14 protein-coding genes and 1 pseudogene are annotated in these 17,438 nt (G+C 53.4%); 14 read left to right on the forward strand and 1 reads right to left on the reverse strand.

Features of this window, described 5'->3' with window-relative positions; all coding sequences use genetic code 11:
* Positions 1–277: 277 nt before the first annotated feature.
* From ACYCFC_RS18380 to ACYCFC_RS18405, 6 genes are all read left to right on the forward strand, one after another.
* Positions 278–1,096 carry a hypothetical protein gene (locus ACYCFC_RS18380; protein WP_459652511.1) on the forward strand — a complete coding sequence of 273 codons (819 nt, stop codon included), beginning with the start codon at positions 278–280 and terminating at the stop codon, positions 1,094–1,096.
* A gap of 127 nt (positions 1,097–1,223) precedes the next feature.
* The gene (locus ACYCFC_RS18385) at positions 1,224–1,646 is read left to right on the forward strand and encodes a hypothetical protein (RefSeq protein WP_459652512.1); all 423 of its coding nucleotides are present in this window, start codon (positions 1,224–1,226) and stop codon (positions 1,644–1,646) included.
* A 118-nt stretch (positions 1,647–1,764) separates the two neighbouring features.
* Positions 1,765–2,028: a BPSL0761 family protein gene (locus tag ACYCFC_RS18390; protein ID WP_023131001.1), complete on the forward strand. Its 264-nt coding sequence runs from the start codon at positions 1,765–1,767 to the stop codon at positions 2,026–2,028.
* Between the two features lie 29 nt (positions 2,029–2,057).
* Positions 2,058–2,633: a DUF6088 family protein gene (locus tag ACYCFC_RS18395; RefSeq protein WP_459652513.1), complete on the forward strand. Its 576-nt coding sequence runs from the start codon at positions 2,058–2,060 to the stop codon at positions 2,631–2,633.
* 974 nt (positions 2,634–3,607) lie between these two features.
* On the forward strand, positions 3,608–5,335 hold the full coding sequence (locus ACYCFC_RS18400) for a hypothetical protein (RefSeq protein ID WP_459652514.1): 1,728 nt from the start codon (positions 3,608–3,610) through the stop codon (positions 5,333–5,335).
* A gap of 231 nt (positions 5,336–5,566) precedes the next feature.
* A complete protein-coding gene (locus ACYCFC_RS18405) occupies positions 5,567–8,434 on the forward strand; it encodes a hypothetical protein (RefSeq protein WP_459652515.1) in 2,868 nt (955 codons plus the stop codon).
* 17 nt (positions 8,435–8,451) lie between these two features.
* On the opposite strand, the gene ACYCFC_RS18410 is transcribed toward ACYCFC_RS18405, so the two are convergent.
* A complete protein-coding gene (locus ACYCFC_RS18410; RefSeq protein WP_459652516.1) occupies positions 8,452–8,664 on the reverse strand; it encodes a helix-turn-helix domain-containing protein in 213 nt (70 codons plus the stop codon).
* Between the two features lie 96 nt (positions 8,665–8,760).
* Here ACYCFC_RS18410 and ACYCFC_RS18415 point away from each other — a divergent pair, with 96 nt between their 5' ends.
* The 8 genes and pseudogenes from ACYCFC_RS18415 (at position 8,761) to ACYCFC_RS18450 (ending at position 16,310) form a co-directional block, all read left to right on the forward strand.
* Positions 8,761–8,994 (forward strand): hypothetical protein, encoded by a 234-nt coding sequence (locus ACYCFC_RS18415; RefSeq protein ID WP_003292744.1) that lies wholly within the window; start codon positions 8,761–8,763, stop codon positions 8,992–8,994.
* The gene (locus ACYCFC_RS18420; protein WP_459652517.1) at positions 8,987–10,147 is read left to right on the forward strand and encodes an Arm DNA-binding domain-containing protein; all 1,161 of its coding nucleotides are present in this window, start codon (positions 8,987–8,989) and stop codon (positions 10,145–10,147) included. Before ACYCFC_RS18415 ends, ACYCFC_RS18420 begins: the two co-directional genes overlap by 8 nt.
* Positions 10,148–10,158: 11 nt before the next feature.
* Entirely contained in the window at positions 10,159–10,443 is a 285-nt protein-coding gene (locus ACYCFC_RS18425; protein WP_459652518.1) for a hypothetical protein, read from the forward strand.
* Between the two features lie 392 nt (positions 10,444–10,835).
* The gene (locus ACYCFC_RS18430) at positions 10,836–12,440 is read left to right on the forward strand and encodes an ATP-dependent nuclease (protein WP_459652519.1); all 1,605 of its coding nucleotides are present in this window, start codon (positions 10,836–10,838) and stop codon (positions 12,438–12,440) included.
* Positions 12,433–13,500 (forward strand): UvrD-helicase domain-containing protein, encoded by a 1,068-nt coding sequence (locus ACYCFC_RS18435; protein ID WP_459652520.1) that lies wholly within the window; start codon positions 12,433–12,435, stop codon positions 13,498–13,500. The genes ACYCFC_RS18430 and ACYCFC_RS18435 overlap by 8 nt, the downstream gene beginning before the upstream one ends.
* Positions 13,501–13,615: 115 nt before the next feature.
* Positions 13,616–14,425: a hypothetical protein gene (locus ACYCFC_RS18440; protein ID WP_459652521.1), complete on the forward strand. Its 810-nt coding sequence runs from the start codon at positions 13,616–13,618 to the stop codon at positions 14,423–14,425.
* 302 nt (positions 14,426–14,727) lie between these two features.
* Positions 14,728–14,811, forward strand: a pseudogene (locus ACYCFC_RS18445) (hypothetical protein); the annotation flags it as partial.
* Between the two features lie 233 nt (positions 14,812–15,044).
* Positions 15,045–16,310, forward strand: coding sequence for an HNH endonuclease (locus ACYCFC_RS18450; RefSeq protein WP_459652522.1), 1,266 nt, complete (start codon positions 15,045–15,047; stop codon positions 16,308–16,310).
* Positions 16,311–17,438: the final 1,128 nt, after the last annotated feature.

Here is a 17,438-nt window from a genome sequence, read left to right on the forward strand (position 1 = left end):
GTTAAAAGATGTGAGGCTGCTTCCAAGGCGCGCGGGTCCTCACCTGCACTCTGTTCGTGCACGTTGGAAAGAATGCAGGAGTATGGGTTTACTGATTCGGAGATTGTTAATTTTTCTCGACGAGACTTCAAGCCAAAGGATCTACATGAAACTGAGCGTCATATGGACTACAGCATTAAGATTCGATTAATAGCAGGGCAGTGCGGCTGATTAGCTTTTCCACAGTCGTCAGTCTAGTCGTACGTCATTGATTATGTGATTTACCGTAAAGGATTTTATGCGGAACTTTTCTAGGTTTATTTCATTGGCTCTTGCTAGCTCCATTCTTGCTGGTTGCGGCAGTGAGGATTTCACAGGTGCGTATCGTTACAAGATACCCGGTGGCGAGAGGGCAATGGTTCTCAATGTTCACGGTGATGAGGCCGAGATATTTGGAGAGGATGTGGGCGACGGTCGCATCAAGCCGCTGGTTAAGATGAAAGTTTCAGTAAAAGATAAAAAACTTCTCCTTGATGATGTTAATAGTTCCGAACGCTTGGCCCTCACGCGAAATGTAGATGAGCAGAGTATCGATTGCCTCAACTGCAAGGTGCTTGGCATCAATGACGCGGCGGTTTGGAAATATGACCCTCAAGGGCCTTATGACGTAGAGCGGATGCTGAAAGATCAAGCCCTTAAGGATGAAGAAGCATTGAATGCCGAGCTACTCAAGATGCAGGAGCAAATTTATGAGCAGGCCAAGCGAGACGAAGAAGCAACCAAACTAGGCCCATATGAAGGCGATTGGGTTTATCAGAGAACAACGAAACAAGACCCCTTGATCATCATGACTATCTGGCGCAAAAGTCAGATTAAACGCTGGTCGTTCCGATTTGAATCCATGGATCGCATAGGGCAGGAAGTACCAGGGTTCGAGGTCTCAGATGTTGGATTGAAGGTCAAAGTTGGCTCTGAGAGCCGCCTATACAACCTCAGCCCTGATAAGCAGATATTGACCTGCACTAACTGCAATAGGCCTGAGCGCTGGGTCAAGGCTGACCCCAAGAAAGACCTCAGCGATCGCCATTACGCTCGACAGATGGCTGGCAATCCGTAGTCCCTCTTGAGGCTCCCCTGTCCGAGTTTGGACTGGACAGGGCGCTTTCTAGGCGTTTGTCCCTCAGATTTTTTGAGGTTGTGCTAATGCTTCAAGCGGCCTGGACGTTGGTGACCAGGAGTAAGCGATGAGCATCGTGGATGCTCATCGCCGTCCCCTCCACTGCGAGCAGCGGAGCAAGGAGGCGTCATTCAGCCATATTCCCAAGCGGCCAGATTTTACGGCAGTAGGACGGCTGCGTCGGAAATCCATAAATATTTCATCCTCATTTCCCAATCTGGGAACTGACGAAATTTGTGGCATCTGCGCTAGCGCAGCGGAACATCGAGTTACCGTGTGTCTCGTAAGTAATCGGGAGCGCACGCTGATGAGATGGTTTTTCGTGGTGATGCTTTGCGGTGGTGCAGGTCTCTGGCTAAGCGCCCAATATCAAGTTCCGCAATGGTTGCTTTGGCTGCTGCTGGCGCTGGGGACCACGGTATGGGGTCTGGCCAAGTGGATGGAACAGCGGGAGGCCGAGACGGAGCGCGATCATGATCGCAGGTGCTGATCAGGATTGGGTCGTATGGGATCTCCCTATGGCCGCAGCGCTGAACTACGCGCTGTGTGGTGGACGATGGTGAGCCAGCTATCCGGGGCTTTGAGATCATGACCAGGAGATAACGAGATTGACTCTTCCTTATGAAAGAACACGCGCCATCGTCAAAACAGAGGAGTTCCTGCGTGAACTCTCCCGTCATTCTGGGTTACCGCAGGATATCCGCAGCTATGCGAAAAGCCTGCTCAGGCACTATCCATCTGCCGACCAGATTTTCTCGCTGGGGCGCCTTGAGGAATGTCTGGTAAACGAAGCGCTTGAAGATGAATACCGACGGCGGGTGATCGCCTTCCACCAGCCGCTGCTCTGCTCGTCGCTGGAGTCGACTCGATAGCGATGTCCAGCCCAAATTTCGAACCGCCGGTGTCTCACCTCGTCGCGCAGCGGCTGAAGTACCTGCGCAAGGGGAGGCCTTTCAGCATCAGGTGTCTTGCAGAGCTTGGTTCGAACTCGGCCATCTCCAAGGCAGTCGCCCAACTTGTTCGCCGTGGCGAGCTTGAGCATGTGTATCGTGGCATCTACATGCGGCCGAAATACAGCCAGTACACCGGTCGGGTTCATCGTCCTGGGCCTTGGGACGTGGTGAATCTGATTGCCAGGCAGAACCGTTGGAAGCTGCAGATCCACGGCGCCGATGCCGTGAGGCGATTCGGGCTGAGTACACAGATGCCGGTCATTCCGATTTATTACACGAGCGGCCCCAGCCGATCGCTATTTATGGGGAAGGCCGAGATCAGGCTCGTGCATGCTGCTCCGATGGCTATGCAGTGCGCAGGAACCAAGGTCGGCATGGCTATTAGTGCTCTTTATTATCTTGGTAAAGGTGGTGTTACTCAGGAATGCATCGATGCAATAAAAGGGGGGCTTAGCCTTGTAGAGCTGACTACATTGCTGCGCTGCAAACTACCCAGCTGGACGCGCGCAGCGTTGGGATCATGACCCCTAACCCGGAAGCTCGCGTGGCCCGGTTTCTTACCGCTACTTCATCTGCAACATGGTCTCTTGCAACTTGGAATAGCAGTGCTTACTGAAGGTGTGCCACGAGGTCTCATCGCAGAACCAGTCATCTGGCAGCAACTAGGTTCGACTGGGTAGGCATCGAAAATCCGCGCATGCGCGGATCGCGTCTATGCGCGATTAGGGGATTTGGCTCTCCCACTATGAAGGTGAACCCTTTGTAGAGCGGTAACCACATGAACCGAAAAGCGCTAATTTCTCTAGCCATAGAGCAGGGCCAATCCGGCCAAGTAGTTGGGGAAATCCTTGATGTCATTTGTGCACACCCAGATCTGATCGACTTGCCACGTATGGTGGCAGGGCTGCTGCGCGCATTGCGCATATCTGAGCTTGGTTCACCTATCAGAATAGGGAACTGTGATCCGCTCGTGTGGCGAGAGGCATGCATGTGGATCGTCTCGCTGAGCAGACAGCCCCAAATCTCGGAGCGTTTGGGTAACCGCTTCTGGTTGGGAACACCACCACCTACTCGAAACCCTGTACTGAGCAGGGGGGTGAAAAAGTATGGGTTCCCGTATGCAGCGTTGTGGCATGCGCCACGAGATACGGAGAATGCACCAGACTACGACCGTCTGGTCGCTCAGCTACTCGCGGCAACGCAGCCCCCTAGCCAGTCGCCACTGTCTGCTCAGCGGTATGCCGCGTTCCTAGATCTGAGGTGGTTGTGCGAAGCGCGTCATCTGATCATTCCCCCTGAACTGAGGGTTTGGGGGGCCACGGCCAACTTCGTGGCGGCATGTCGAGGTTTCTCAGTACTCGATTCCAGGTCGGAGAATGCGGATCGGTTCGCTTCTATTACTCGATTGGTTCGTTACAGCCAGGGGGAGGAGCCGCCAACGAGATCAGGCGGTGGCGGCGGTAGCCGTAGCCGGCGAGGAAAACCGGTTGCTCTGGAATTGACGCATTTCATTGCTGAGGATCGCGATGGTTTTGCACTGGGCGATCCAGATGATCCTGACCAGTTGCCGGGTCATTATCAAATCCTCACCCAGTCCCCGGCTACAGATACCGATATGGCTGAGTTGGCTCCGGATGAGTTGGGCCCTGTCGCTGAAATCTGGGTGCTGGACGATGAGTGTGCAGAGCGGCCCTTCGTTGCTGATTTGCTCAGCCAGCGGAGCATCGAAAATCACATAGTACGAAGTCGCCAGCAATTACCGTTCACATATACCCAATTCACGCTTACAGAGTTGAGGAATCTGCTGTTCGGTGCCAGTGATATGTTTGAGGAATGTCGGAAGGCGCTAACTCATAGCCAGAATAATGTGCACCTGCAGCTGCGGATGGAAGCCATCCTAATGCTGCACATAAGCCTCTGGCTTGGGCAGGCTCCATACCAGGTCGTTCAGCTAACGGTGGTTGATCGGGAAGCAGATTGCACCGACGGTGTGTGCCTGTTGAGAGGGGCGGCCTCGCAGTTCTGCGTACGTGTTCGTCATCCTGAATTGGTGGGAGATGAGCGTTGGCAGGCTAAACACGGATTTCGATCTTCACAGGCCCGCCTGCTACTGCCTGATCTGGCCGGCAGCTCTGCTTTGATCGCAGTGCTGTTGCGACATTTTCCTCGCACGTCCGATTATGTTTTTATCCATCAGGTCGAAGAGCTGGTCGCAGAAGTCAGGAAGGTTCTCGCGGTTCTAGGCAAGAGCGATCCCAGATACACCCTGAGCAAGGTCAGGAATTACTTGTTCTATCAGATCGCCGCGGACACGCAGGACGTAGCTATCGCTGGAATGCTGTCTGGCGTCCGAGTGCCCTCCGCACAAACGCCACAGTATTACCTGCAGCCCAGGGCCAGCCATTTACAGCACATCTACAGTTCTTCTCTGGGACGCGTCCTACAACGGGTCTATGCCTGTGCTGGCTTAGCGTACCAATTACCAGAACCGGATGAGGTCGGTCAGCACGGAAGTTTGGGCGCCACGCACTGCCTATTGCCCGAGACGATTGCATCCAATGTAAGAGCCATGGCGAGCATCCTGCGTAAGAAGCCATCATCGACCCTAAGTCACCAAATTACGTGGCATAACGTCTACACCCTATGGGTTGTGCAAATGTTCATGCTATCCACGGGCTGCCGGGCTATCCGCAATCCGCTGCGGTTCGTCGACGAATTCGATTCGCTACTGAGGATGGGCGCTATAGCTGACAAGGACAGCGGCGATCAGCACATGAGTCGGCTGGTCTGCGTGCCTGAGATGCTGCAACGGCAAACGGCCCACTACCTCGCGCATTGCGCGGCTATCTCGAAAGTACTTCTCTCTGACTCCTCGGAGGATCATGAGCGATGGTCTCGCGGTTTCTTCCTCTCGCATAGTGATAGCGGAGTCCGCCGCATAGAGATCAGGCCCGCCACTCTTTACTTGTATATGGAGCAGGTGGCTGACTACATCCCACATCGGGTCAACGCTTACCGAAAATTTCTCCGCACAGAGCTGTCCGAGCGTGGCTGTCCTGCAGAGGTCCTTGCTGCATTTATGGGGCACTGGCTGCGTGGAGAAGAGCCTCAAGACCCGTATTCATCGTTTTGCCCTGCAGCCTATGCCGGGGTGGTGGGTGACTGGATAACGCAACTGCTGAAAACACTGGGCTGGTACGTCCAGGGAAGTCGGTGGGGGCGATGAGATGACACGCCTGAGCGACCAAGAGGTTGAGTATTTATGGTCTGCAGCACCTCATGAGCCGGACTGGAAAGGAATGGTTCGTGAGCGTTTGAGGCGAATCGCTGAAGAATGTGGAGTGCCACTGGGCCACTGGGCCAGTGGTTACTGGGTGCATGTGCCATTCGAGACATCACTGTCGAGCATGTACGCGAGTTGGAGGCTCAATTGGGAACGGATCACGCGCTACGTAACATGCTGCGAAGCATTACCCAGCGGGTGCGGAACCACCTCCCCAGATTCCCACTAGCGCGGCTGGCCATCGCAGTTGAACGTCCCGCAAACCCGTTCAACCCGGATATGTACACCGCTGAGCGATTACGCCTCAGCCGTCAGTTGCTCAGGGCCATGCAGATGGGTTACCGGCGTGATCTCGAGTCGCTCCATCCTCCACAACGCGTCGGACTACTGCTGATGAGTGCTTCCTATAGCGGTGGGTTGCTAGATATTGCTCAGCTGAATGCTCTCGTTTCAGTACCCTTAGAGCGGATCGAATGGCTGGCGGGTGTGCCTGAGGTCAGGCTTCCTTTACCGCTTCGTGGCAAGCGAGAGGCCGAGCACAGACAGTGGTTTCCGGATCCGGCCACGCTGGCGTTGATGTTTCGGTGCGCGGACGATCTTCGCTTATTGAAAGAACAACTGCGGCGTAGAGGGGGCAAGCTCCGATGCGTTAACGCATTTTTGACGTCATCTGGGGTGCCTGTCAAAGATCTCCCAGGCAGTCTGACAGAACTACTGGAACTGCTACGCATGCAGGTGCAGTTGCACCTGCCCCAGATGATGGTCAATTTTGCCTGCCGACAGGTGTTCGTGTCCCATTCACTGCGCCCTTCCTCATGGGGAGAGCTATTTGGGGTCGCCGGACTAGATGACCCTGCTGATGCTTATGGAAGCCGTGCTGGTGGGAGGACTGAAATAGAGGAGAGGGTGGACGCGCCAGATTGGTTGCTGGAGATATGTCAGAAGATTCGCTCCGAACAACGCATCGAGCCACCCCAAGATGCCAGTGCGCTTGAGCTCTTAGTAACGGAATGGGCAGGCTGCATGCTCTCTGGGGGCTCGGTATATGGAAACAGTATCGGACGGTCAACGGTCGCCCGCTATGTTCGGCTGCTAGGGCAGGCGTTGGAACAGCTAGATGGTCTGACGGTATTCAGACTGGAGCCAGATGCACTGGAGAACATTTATGAAGGTTTGCTCGAGGCCCAGCCCAGCGATGGCAAGCGCCGGACTCTGGCCAGGGCGATTTATGAGTTCCATGCGTTTCTGGAACGCCATCACCACTATCCTCCCATCAGCCCTTTTGCAGTACTGGGTATCGGCCAGGACGTCTTAAGTGTTGATGCGCGCATTCTCTCCGAGGATCAGTATCAGGCGGTTTCACGCGCCATTGATACCTGCGGACTAGAGCTTCGAACACCGCGTCTAGTGACAGCGGCCAAGTTGTTCCTCATCTTAGGATTCCGGCTAGGCTTGCGGCGTAACGAAGCCCTGAAGCTACGGCTATGCGATATACATTTGCCCTTGCTAGCAGCGGATTGCAGCGAACGCATTCACCAGCGTCAACCAAACATGCGCAGACTGTCTCTACCAGAGCTTGTTGATCTGGACTTGCCCATTGACCTGCTCGTTCGACCTCATGCCCTGCGCGGCCTGAAAACACAGAACTCGGTCAGAAGGCTGCCCCTTTTGATGCTGCTGGAGCCTGACGAGCTTACTTTGTTGATGAGCTGGTGCCAGCAACGTCAGGCAGAGGAAGGTAAGAAGCCATTTTCGGAGTTTCTGCTCTGTATCCCAGAGTTGAGATCACAGTGGATAAGCGAAAGCACTTTGATGCCGGCATTACATGCCTGCATGCGTGCTGTGACGGGTTCGGACGTCATTCATTACCACCATCTGCGCCACTCATGCGCCACCTGGCTGATGCTCAAGCTGAGCGGTTTAGTTACCAACGTCACACCGAAGCTTATTTTCTATGATCTACCGCAGACCAGCCGGTGGCTGCAGGATCTAGAAAGGTTGCGTGCCGGGCTAGCGTTACCCAGTGGCGGGCCAACACGGCGTGTTGTCCATGTCGTCAGCGCCCTTCTCGGCCATAGCAGCCCGAAGGTGTCGCTTCTGCACTATGTTCACTGCCTGCCGCAGATGTTGGCACTAGCCTGGCAGTGGAACCCCAAAGCCTGGCTGTTTAGCGCGTACAATGTAGCGTCGATTGCACAGGTGAGTCTGCCTACGATGGAGGCGTCTTCGGAAGCTGAGCTGCTTCTGAAGGTTATCGGTCGGATCAGGCCTCTCAGAGCGCATAGGCGGACTCGAAGAGCTGCAATGCGTCCAGTCGTGCAGTTCGTTGAGCAAAATTGGGCGATGGAGCGAGTCTGCCAAATCGAGTCCATGCTGGCCTATGCCTCCTATGCGGAGGAAGCCAACCAGCAGGTTAATCTGGACTGGCTGGATTTTTCTCCAGAGGATCGGGCCATGATGCTTGAGCGGGCGCGTTATATACGGGATTTGGCACAGAGCTCCCTGTCTAGTAATGGCAACAAGCACCGATTGCGTTTTTCGTTACACACCAATGCGCCATCGCTAGTGCCGATGCCGCCGCGCCATGGGGGGCGCAACTCAGTAGCTGTTTACGCCCAGTCTCTATACACGATCCTGGAAGGCGCTGAAGGCGACCGCGCCAATCGAGTTCTAGATGACTTTGTAGAGCGAAGCTGGTTCTCGGAAAGCACTCTGCGCTTTTACCGTAACCGTGATGAGGAGCAGGCACGGGACTACTTGTGGCTGCTGACTGCGCTAGGCATTCCCGCGCGGTCGATTGAGCTGATCGTTTATGACAGGCGAAAGCCGAGAGCGAGCAAAGCATATTGGCGCCGCGCGCTTGAAACCCCTCGGAAGCCAATCGCGCTGCTTCAGCCGGAGAATACCGAGGTGGAAAATCTGCATCTAGGCATTCGCGCCACACTGGAACTCCAAAATGGATTGCAGCAGAACAGGCATTCAGGCGCGGCCTTACGTTACCTGCTGCTGATGGCTTCCATCGACTGGCATTTCCGTGCTTGAGCAAGTCTGGAGGGCATTCAGCCCTCCGGATCATCCTGCAATTCCAGCAAATCTCCCACCTGGCAGTTCAGGTACTGGCAGATCGTTTCCAGGTCCTTGAGCTCCACCCTCTGCGCGGTCTCGTGATAGAGCCGCGTGAGGGTTCCGCGGTTGATCCCCGTGTCCCTTACCACGTCACTGATCTTCAGTTTCCGCTCGCCCAGTAAGCGAGAAAAATGGCACTTGACCATCCCAATCTCCAAAAAATGATCTTCAGGGGATCATTATGAGCATTCAGAAGCTCATAAGAATCCGCTGTCGTTCAATTTGGCAGAGAGGGCATATCCATGTCTCACACATACCTGACTACCGAAGAGCTGGCCACGCGCATGAAGTACGACGCGCGCACCATCCGTAATCGCTTGAAAGATTCAGTCCTGCTCGAAGGGATTCACTACTTCCGTCCCTTTGGCGGCCGCAAGATTCTTTTCATCTGGGAAGCCGTCGAAGAAGACATGCAGAAATTCTCGCGGGCTTCTGGGCTGGTTCCGATGGCTGGTGGAGGCATCTGCCATGGGTAAGATTCGTGCCCGTACCGACAACGAAAAGTTGTTCTTTGACTTCACCTACCTGGATCAGCGCTGCCGCGAGCAGACCACGTTGCCTGATACGCCTGCTAACCGGAAAAAGCTGGAGAAGATCCTTGAGCGCATAGAGGCGGAAATCACCCTCGGCTGCTTCGACTACGCCACCTACTTCCCTCAAAGCAGCAAAGTACAAGAGATCAGTCGGCTGCAGGCTGGCTGTGCATCGCTGAAAACACCACTGTTCAAGGATTTTGCCGAACTGTGGTTTGAGGAGATGAGGGTCGAGTGGCGTGATACGCACGCCAAAACCGTGCGCCTTACCCTTGATAAGCATTTGCTGCCTGAGTTCAGCAAAAAAGAGGTCAGCGCCATCACCAAAGCAGAACTTCTGTCATTCCGCTCGGCACTCGGCAAAGTCCCCGGGCAGAAAGGTCAGAGTCTGACAGCGACGCGAATCAACCACATCATGACGCCATTGCGCATGATCCTTAGTGAGGCAGCTGACCGCTTCGAGTTTACCTCGCCATATCTCAACATCAAATCGCTGAAAGTCCCCAAGACAGACGTGGAGCCCTTCACCCTGGATGAAGTGCTGCAGATCCTCAGCGCAGTGCGTGAAGACTTCCGGAACTACTACACCGTGCGCTTTTTCACCGGCATGCGGACAGCCGAAGTTGATGGTCTGCAATGGAAGTATGTCGACTTTCAGCGGCGGCAGATTCTGATCCGTGAAACCTGGGTGGGCGGCAAGCTCGACTACACCAAGAACGACGGCTCACAGCGTGAGATCGATATGTCCGAGCCGGTTTATCAGGCGCTCGTCGGCCAGCGCAAGAAGACCGGCAGCGGGCAGTTCGTCTTTTGCACCCGCGAAGGTACGCCGCACGCATACCGCAACATCAACGAACGGGTTTGGTACCCGCTGCTGCGGCACCTGGGTTTGCGCAGGCGGCGTCCCTACCAAACCCGTCATACGGCCGCGACCCTCTGGCTGGCTGCAGGCGAAAACCCGGAGTGGATCGCCAGGCAGATGGGGCACACCACCACCGAGATGCTGTTCCGAGTCTATTCGCGCTATGTCCCCAACCTGACCCGCCGTGATGGCAGTGCATTCGACAACCTGATTAAAGCCAATCTCAAGGCATGAGGAGCTTCTGCATGAAACTGATCAAATGTGACAACGTGACCCCTCTGCATTCATCGATGGAGGCCCGCGAGCATGCGTACCTCAAGCATCTGGCTTCAGCCATGAGTCACTACCTTGAGAACCCCCATGGCACCGAGCTTATTTGCATCCTCGGCTCCGGCTACGAGAAGGATAATCGGCGTGCCCTCGAAACCTGGGTTGCCTACCACCGCAACGAAGTTTTCGAGAAGCGCCTGGAGGGTCGCAGTCCGCTGGACTATCTGATCGAGAAGCTTGATAGCCTGTTGGGTAACTAAGTTTGAAAGGGGCCGAAAGGCCCCTTCGTTTATCCCTAACCAAAGTAGCCCGGTTGACCATTGCAGTGCTCTCCCAAGTGTGTGGCAGATACTGGCCAGAGTCAGACACCTCGCGGGCGGCTATCTAGCCAAGGGTGCTTCAGATTGCTTGGGTGCTTGTAGGGCACGGCTATCGTTGAACTCTAAGGGTACTCAGTTTCTGAGCCCCGCATCGGGACGAGGACCTAGTCGACCTTGGGCCGCGAGAGTCGAGATGATCCGAAAGAAGCCTTTGGGCTGAAAGTCCTCTGGCCGAGAACTTGAAATAGGACTCGGATTAGGCATCAATTGCTGCCTGTACCGGAAACGCTGATTGCCCAGGTTTCACATCAATCGACAAAGGACGGCCGATCATGATCACCAAAGTCCACATTTGTGGGTACCGGGTATACAAGAGCTTCACGTTCTGCCCCAACGCCAAGAACAACATCTTGGTTGGGGACAACGATGCTGGCAAATCAACGTTAATGGAGGCGATCTCCCTGGCACTGACTGGGCGCATATCCGGCCGGGGTGTGATGGAGGAGCTGAATCCTTATTGGTTCAACACTGAGTTAGTGAGTCAGTTCGTAGCTGCGTGCAAAGCGGGCCAGAAACCCTCGTTCCCTGAGATCCTGATAGAGTTGTATTTGCGCGATGACGACGATCTCCAGGTGTTGTGTGGAGCGGTGAATAGCGCAGTGCCGACTAATGCCTGTCCAGGCGTATTCCTGCGGATATTCGCGAATGACGAATATCAAGACATGCTGGATGAATGGCTGAAGGATCCTAACGAGCTATTGCCTGTTGAGTACTACACCTGCGAGTGGCGCTCCTTTGCTGATCGTGAGCTGGTTAAGCGGCCAAGAACGCTATCTGTTGCGACAATTGACTCTCGGACAGTCAAGTCCGCGACCGGTATTGACTACCATCTGCGGCAAATTCTGAGTGATCACCTTGAGGCTCCTGAGAAGGCGGCAATCTCGCTAGACTACAGGAAGATCAAGGCCTCAATGACAGAAGGGGCCCTTGCTGACGTTAATGCTCGTATTTCAAAGCTAGGAGCAGCGTTGCAAGCCGAGCCCATGGCTCTGGCCATGGATCAGACCTCTCGAACTTCTTGGGAAAGTGCCGTCACCCCTCATGTCGACCGAGTGCCATTTGCGATGGCAGGTCTTGGTCAACAAGCAGCGATCAAGATCTCACTCGCAATGAAACGGCATGCCGCCAAAGTGAAGGTTGTCATGATCGAGGAACCCGAGAATCACCTCTCGCACACCAGCTTGAGGATCTTGCTCGACCGCATTGAGGCTCTAGCTTCGGATGAGCAACAACTCTTCATCTCGACTCACAGCACTTACGTCCTTAACCGCCTTGGCTTGGATGCCTTGCATCTGCTGGCGCGAAATCACGTGTCAAAAATTACGGATCTGTCACCCGACACCGTCCGATACTTCCAGCGACTGCCTGGCTACGACACCTTGCGCCTAGTCCTAGCAGGAAAGGTCGTCCTGGTTGAGGGACCTTCGGACGAGATCATCTTCGAGCGAGTGTTTTTCGACAAGTTTGGGATGACGCCCATGGATGCCGGGATTGACGTCATCAGCATGCGTGGGCTAGCTCTCGCTCGCTGTCTGGAGCTTTGCCACATAATCGATAAGCCAGTAGCGGTGATGCGCGATAACGATGGCGTCGAGCCTGCTGAGTTGAGGGATAGCGTTGAGCAGTGGCTCGACGGAAAAAGGCGAGAGTTGTTTATCGGCGCAGTCGCCGACGGCCACACCCTAGAGCCTCAGCTAGTGACGGCGAATGGCGAGGCGCACCTCCGGGGGATCCTGAACATCGCGCCCAGGGCTAATCTGATTACGTGGATGACGCGCGAAAAGACCGAAGGGGCCCTACTAATCGCCGAGACGGATAAGGCGCTTACACCGCCAGCGTACATGAGCGCTGCTGCGGAGTTTATTCTGCATGCCTAATGTTCTGACCTTAGCAGTGGCCGGCGGCCGCAAGACTCAAGGCTTAGTAAATCACTGCAGGGCACTACCCTCCGAGCGGCGCGTAGCCCTGCTGACCTTCACCCAAACGAATCAGCAAGAGGTGAAGTCCCGCCTAGCTGCTCAAGCAGGTCATGCCACCGGGGTGGAGGTCTTGGGGTGGTATACATTTCTGCTGAGGCATTTCGCACAGCCGTTCCTGCGGTTCTTGTTTCCAGACGAACGGGTCAGAGGGTTCGATTTTGAAGGGCGTCCTGACAGATACGCGAAGGGCAAAAGCAGGTTCATGACGTCCGATAACCGGTTGTATGGTTGCGAACTAGGCAGGCTTTCTTTTGCCTTAATGGAGGCCACACCCGCTCTATTACGCCGCCTGGAGTGCGTCTACGACGAGATATTGATCGATGAGGTTCAGGATCTAGCAAGCTGGGATTGGGAAATCCTAGAGGTACTACTTAAATCCAACCTCCAGGTGCAGCTGGTTGGGGACGTGCGTCAAGCTGTTTTGTCGACAAATCCTCGCGGTCGAAAAAACAAGCGATTCGACTACGCCGACTCCTTGGAGTGGTTCCGAGAGCGGGAGGCTGAGGGCTGCTTGAACATTACCTACTCGACAGTCAGCTATCGGTGCAGGCAAGAAATCGCGACCTTCTCAGACAGCATTTTTGATGCAGACTGGGGCTTCCCTGGCACTACTTCCCAAAACTCGGATGAAACAGGGCATGACGGAGTCTTTCTGTTACGTAGTGAGCACATACCTGAATATATTGCTCGTTATGCTCCTCAATGCCTGCGATATAGCATTACCACTGCGAAACACTTGGATCTCCCATTCCTGAATTTCAAAGGCGTGAAAGGTTCCACCTTTGAGCGAGTTCTGATTGTTCCTACCAAAAACATAGAAAATTTCATCAAGAGCGGAACGCGTCTGGAGTCGATGGCAGCTGCTGCTTTTTACGTCGCGGTTACCCGAGCCAAGCAAAGTCTGGCTATTGTGATCGATCAGCCCGGAAAGTCCGAGCTGGAGTACTGGCAGCCCTAATTTGATAGTACGCAGAAATGGGTTGATGGGGGCGAGGCGTCCTGGCGCAAACCATGCGCCGTTCTCGCTCAAAGTTATCTAATGAACAATCACACGAAAATACCGAGCATACACTATGTCTGAAGAGCGCCGCCCATTAAAAGACTGGTTAGAGAATGTTAACCTTAGAATTCAAGAAACTATGCTAAGCTGTTTCAATAATGCCAGTATCGGAGGGTGGCAGGAAAATCACATAACCACCGAGGTTATTAAAGCGATCTCTACAGCAGGAACTGACTTGAGCTGGTCTAACTGCCCGCAGCGTGCTCAATGGCAGGCATACAAATTATCTGGCCAACACGAAACCGACTATGGAGATATCGCTATTTTTGTAAAGGTATGGCTGGTGCCAGGAAGGTACGTTGAGGGCGTTGCCTTTTACGAAGCTAAAAAGCAGTATTTCAAATCTGGCAAGACTGCTGGATTTAGAGCTCTAAATGCAGGTCAGCTTTCTAAAATCAATCGCAATACTTCTGCTAGCCAAGTCATATTGTATGATTCAGGCGCCTCTCAAGGAGCGTGCGTGACGGCTATTCCAACATCTTTCGCACGCACTTTTGCTGAGGCTGGCATGGAAGGCATTAATGGAAATTTGCTACACCATTATGGGCGCCCTTGGGTCGTAGCTCTAGGAAATAACTTCAGAGGGTTTGAGCTGGACTATTCTGATCGCGCAGTGGCTACCATTAAACAGTTCGCGGAGCAGAATCAACTCCCATTTGTAATTAATGTAGAAGTCGCAGCACTTCCTAGCATTGATCTTGAGCTTGGTGAGCTGCCTTCATTCTTGACAGGGTATTCCCAAATTGCAGGTGATGCACCAACCCCTGCACCTGATTCGGCCCCAACCCCGACTAGAGGGGGGGGGCAACGTTTTGGAAGATAATTTTTCAAACCACTCTAGGAGCAATGCATAGCTCCGTGGGTTCAATCAGTACGCTGAGCAGCATGGTCGGATTTTGGGCCGGGAGCTGCATCGTTCTACTGATAGTGTTTGGCAATGCGATTTCAAAGTTTCGGTAATAGTCAACTGTGATGGGGCGAGTGTCGAGATGGGGCTTTTCTCTGAATGTCTGCGGTGGGTCGGAAGCAGCCCTATTAAATGGCCGCCTCTGGCCTAGGCTGTGTAAAAACGTGGCCCGCGCCTTTGCTATGCTGCCGGGGAGTTTTCATAGCGGGAGGTAGCCCATGAAGCGTTTCATCCAGGGCGAATGTCGAGGCCAGAACACGCCACTACCCGAACGGCTGGATGATTACGTCGTGGATGCCAACTCGACCTCTTGCACATTTCTGCGATGCCTGTAACTTCGCGTCGATACTGTTTGGGGGGGGAGCCGTCCTGCCCGCGGAACAGATGATCTGACCATCCAATGAGATGCTTAACTGATCTCCATGAATTCGTCTGCAAGCCTCAATCGCCCCACCTCGTCATCCAAGGGGATCAGCAATTAGCTAGCCTCATACAAAGAATCTTAAGAAAGAACGACAGCGTCTCAGGAAATTGCATGGAAGAAATATTAATGAAGTGCATTATTTGCAGGAACGAGAAAGCGCCGAATTGCTTTAACGACGAGCACGTAATTCCCGACTCTCTGGGTGGTTATTATCACATCTATAGCGTTTGTATAGACTGCAACTCTCAACTTGGAGAAAAAGTCGATTCGCCGCTAGTCAATCACAAGCTTTCTGAGCTGTACCGGTTTGGGCAAGAGATTGCTGGGAAGTCTGGAAAAATCCCCAACCCATTTGCTGGCACCTTTGTAGGGAAGGATTTACCTACGAAAAAGGCCAGGCTAGACGTAGGAAACGACGGTACCCTAGAGCTATACCAAGCTCCCGAGATTCAGTGGGGGGAGAAAGACGGAAAAATTCTCCTGAGCATTTCGGTCGATCCGAAAGATGAAGGAAAAATTGATCAGATAGTCGCCAAAACGCTTTTGCGTAAGAAAATCCCAGCAGAAGCAGTTATCAGAGGTGAAAAAACGCTAGAGTTTGATCGGTCCGCATATACAAGTCGATGGACGATTGATATTCAGAAATTCAAAATCGGCTTGTTGAAAATCGCCTATGAGTTTGCAGTTGACTCTCTTCCGAGCTACTTCGAGGATGATGCAGCTATAAGAGCTTCCGAGATACTCCGCGATGCCAATTACGACGACGTGCTTGATTACGTCAAGATCGGGAATGGGTTGCAGGATAAAATATGGGATCCCTTCAATCAGTTCTTGGACTTGGACAGCCGTACGCATTATTTGGTACTGGCAAGCAGCGACACTATTGGGTTAGTGTGCTTAATAAAGTTGCATGATCTTTTTGCTGTCGGTGTTGTGCTCTCACCGAAACCTTACCTTGAAGAAGGTGAAATGATTGTAGGTATAAACTCCCTTGACGCGCGGAGCTTTATCAAGATTTCGGGCCAAGAAATGGTAAGCCAGTGTTTAGGTCCTAGATATACCCGCCCCCTTTACTATCTAGATTTGAATGCCATGGAAGAGTCTATCGCCGAAATAAATAATCCCAATTTTCGCTATGAAGGTCAGGATAACAAGAGAGAAATTGTTCCTCTTTATAGCCGGAATGGTGAATTAGTTTGCTATTTGGAGGACGCCGTTAGGCATGCTTGGAGCGAGGTTGTTCAGAATGGAAATAAATACATTCAGACTTTTTGGTTTGCCCGAGAGCCAGAATATTTCGTGAAATCCGTTAAAACAGGAAGCATGTTCCAAATCATTGCTTACGAAGTAGAGCAGGTACAAATTAGGAAGCTGTAGTTGTACAGCCATCAGACCCGGTGAAGAAATAAAGTGCCTCAGTTAAGGTCTTCTCCGCTCTGAATCGCCCTGGTTTTCCTCGACACTCTCCAAGCTCTGCCGCAACATCGACTCACCGCGCCGGGTTGGTGTCCGCCTCGTAATCATCTAGCCCTCAGGCTGCAATGGTCTTTGACCGCGATACTTACCCTGGATGAAACGTTTCACGGTAGTTACTTCTCCTTCGATTTGAGCCGCGACTAGCTTGGGGGCGCTCTCATTTCCATTGTAAGGTCATGAGTCTCCGCCAATGGACGACTTTGGCCTGTCGCACAGGCTCGAAGCGGCCATGAACGGTCATCTGGACGCGCCGAATTTTGAAAGTTCAGATGACCGTTGTACCTTGGGACGGTTATCGAGCAGGGGGCTGGATGATTTCATGGACAGGTAGATTGCTAAATTTCGATAAATCGTGGCGTTTCAAATCCCCAGGGCCAATCCCGTAAGGCGTTGTTCGTGATTTTTACGATCTGATCGAAAAAATTGCGGCGCAGGGGGATGTATGGCGCGCAGTCGAGCAATGCAAAAAACGCTTCGGCGGGACTGGTCGAAGCAGCAGTTTGGACTGGGCGTGGAGTGATTTATCTCGGCTCATGGGTTGCTCGGCTTAGAATGCACCTGCGCCCACCGTCGTCTCGCAGCTACACAATTTCTTCAATCACCGCTTGGTGAATGATCGTGATCTTTACTTGATCGACAATACGATTTCTACGCTGGATTCTTTGTCTCGCAGCCTCATCCCTGCGCTTTCCCAAGGGTGTTGTGTAATCACTGGTACCGCTTTTGAGCTGCCGATGGTGATCCAAGTGGACCGGCTGCTAGACGGTAAGCAGCCTGCCAGCGAGGACGTCGATCTCGACAGACTTTGGAGCGATGCTCTGGCAGTTGAAGCGGGGGAGTAGAGCCAGTCGCAGCACCAATGATGCTGTACAGCCTTCTATTACAGGTTGGCGCATTCAACCAAGAATAGCTGCAGAGCAACTGCCTCTGGTTGGTTAATCGTCATGGACGGGGGCGCCAGAGCTGGCGTTAGCAGGGTAGCGGGTGCGTCCTTCACTTTGCCAAACTCGACGCCCAAAAGCGGCTTAA

The sequence above is a fragment of the Stutzerimonas sp. NM35 genome, assembly GCF_054604355.1.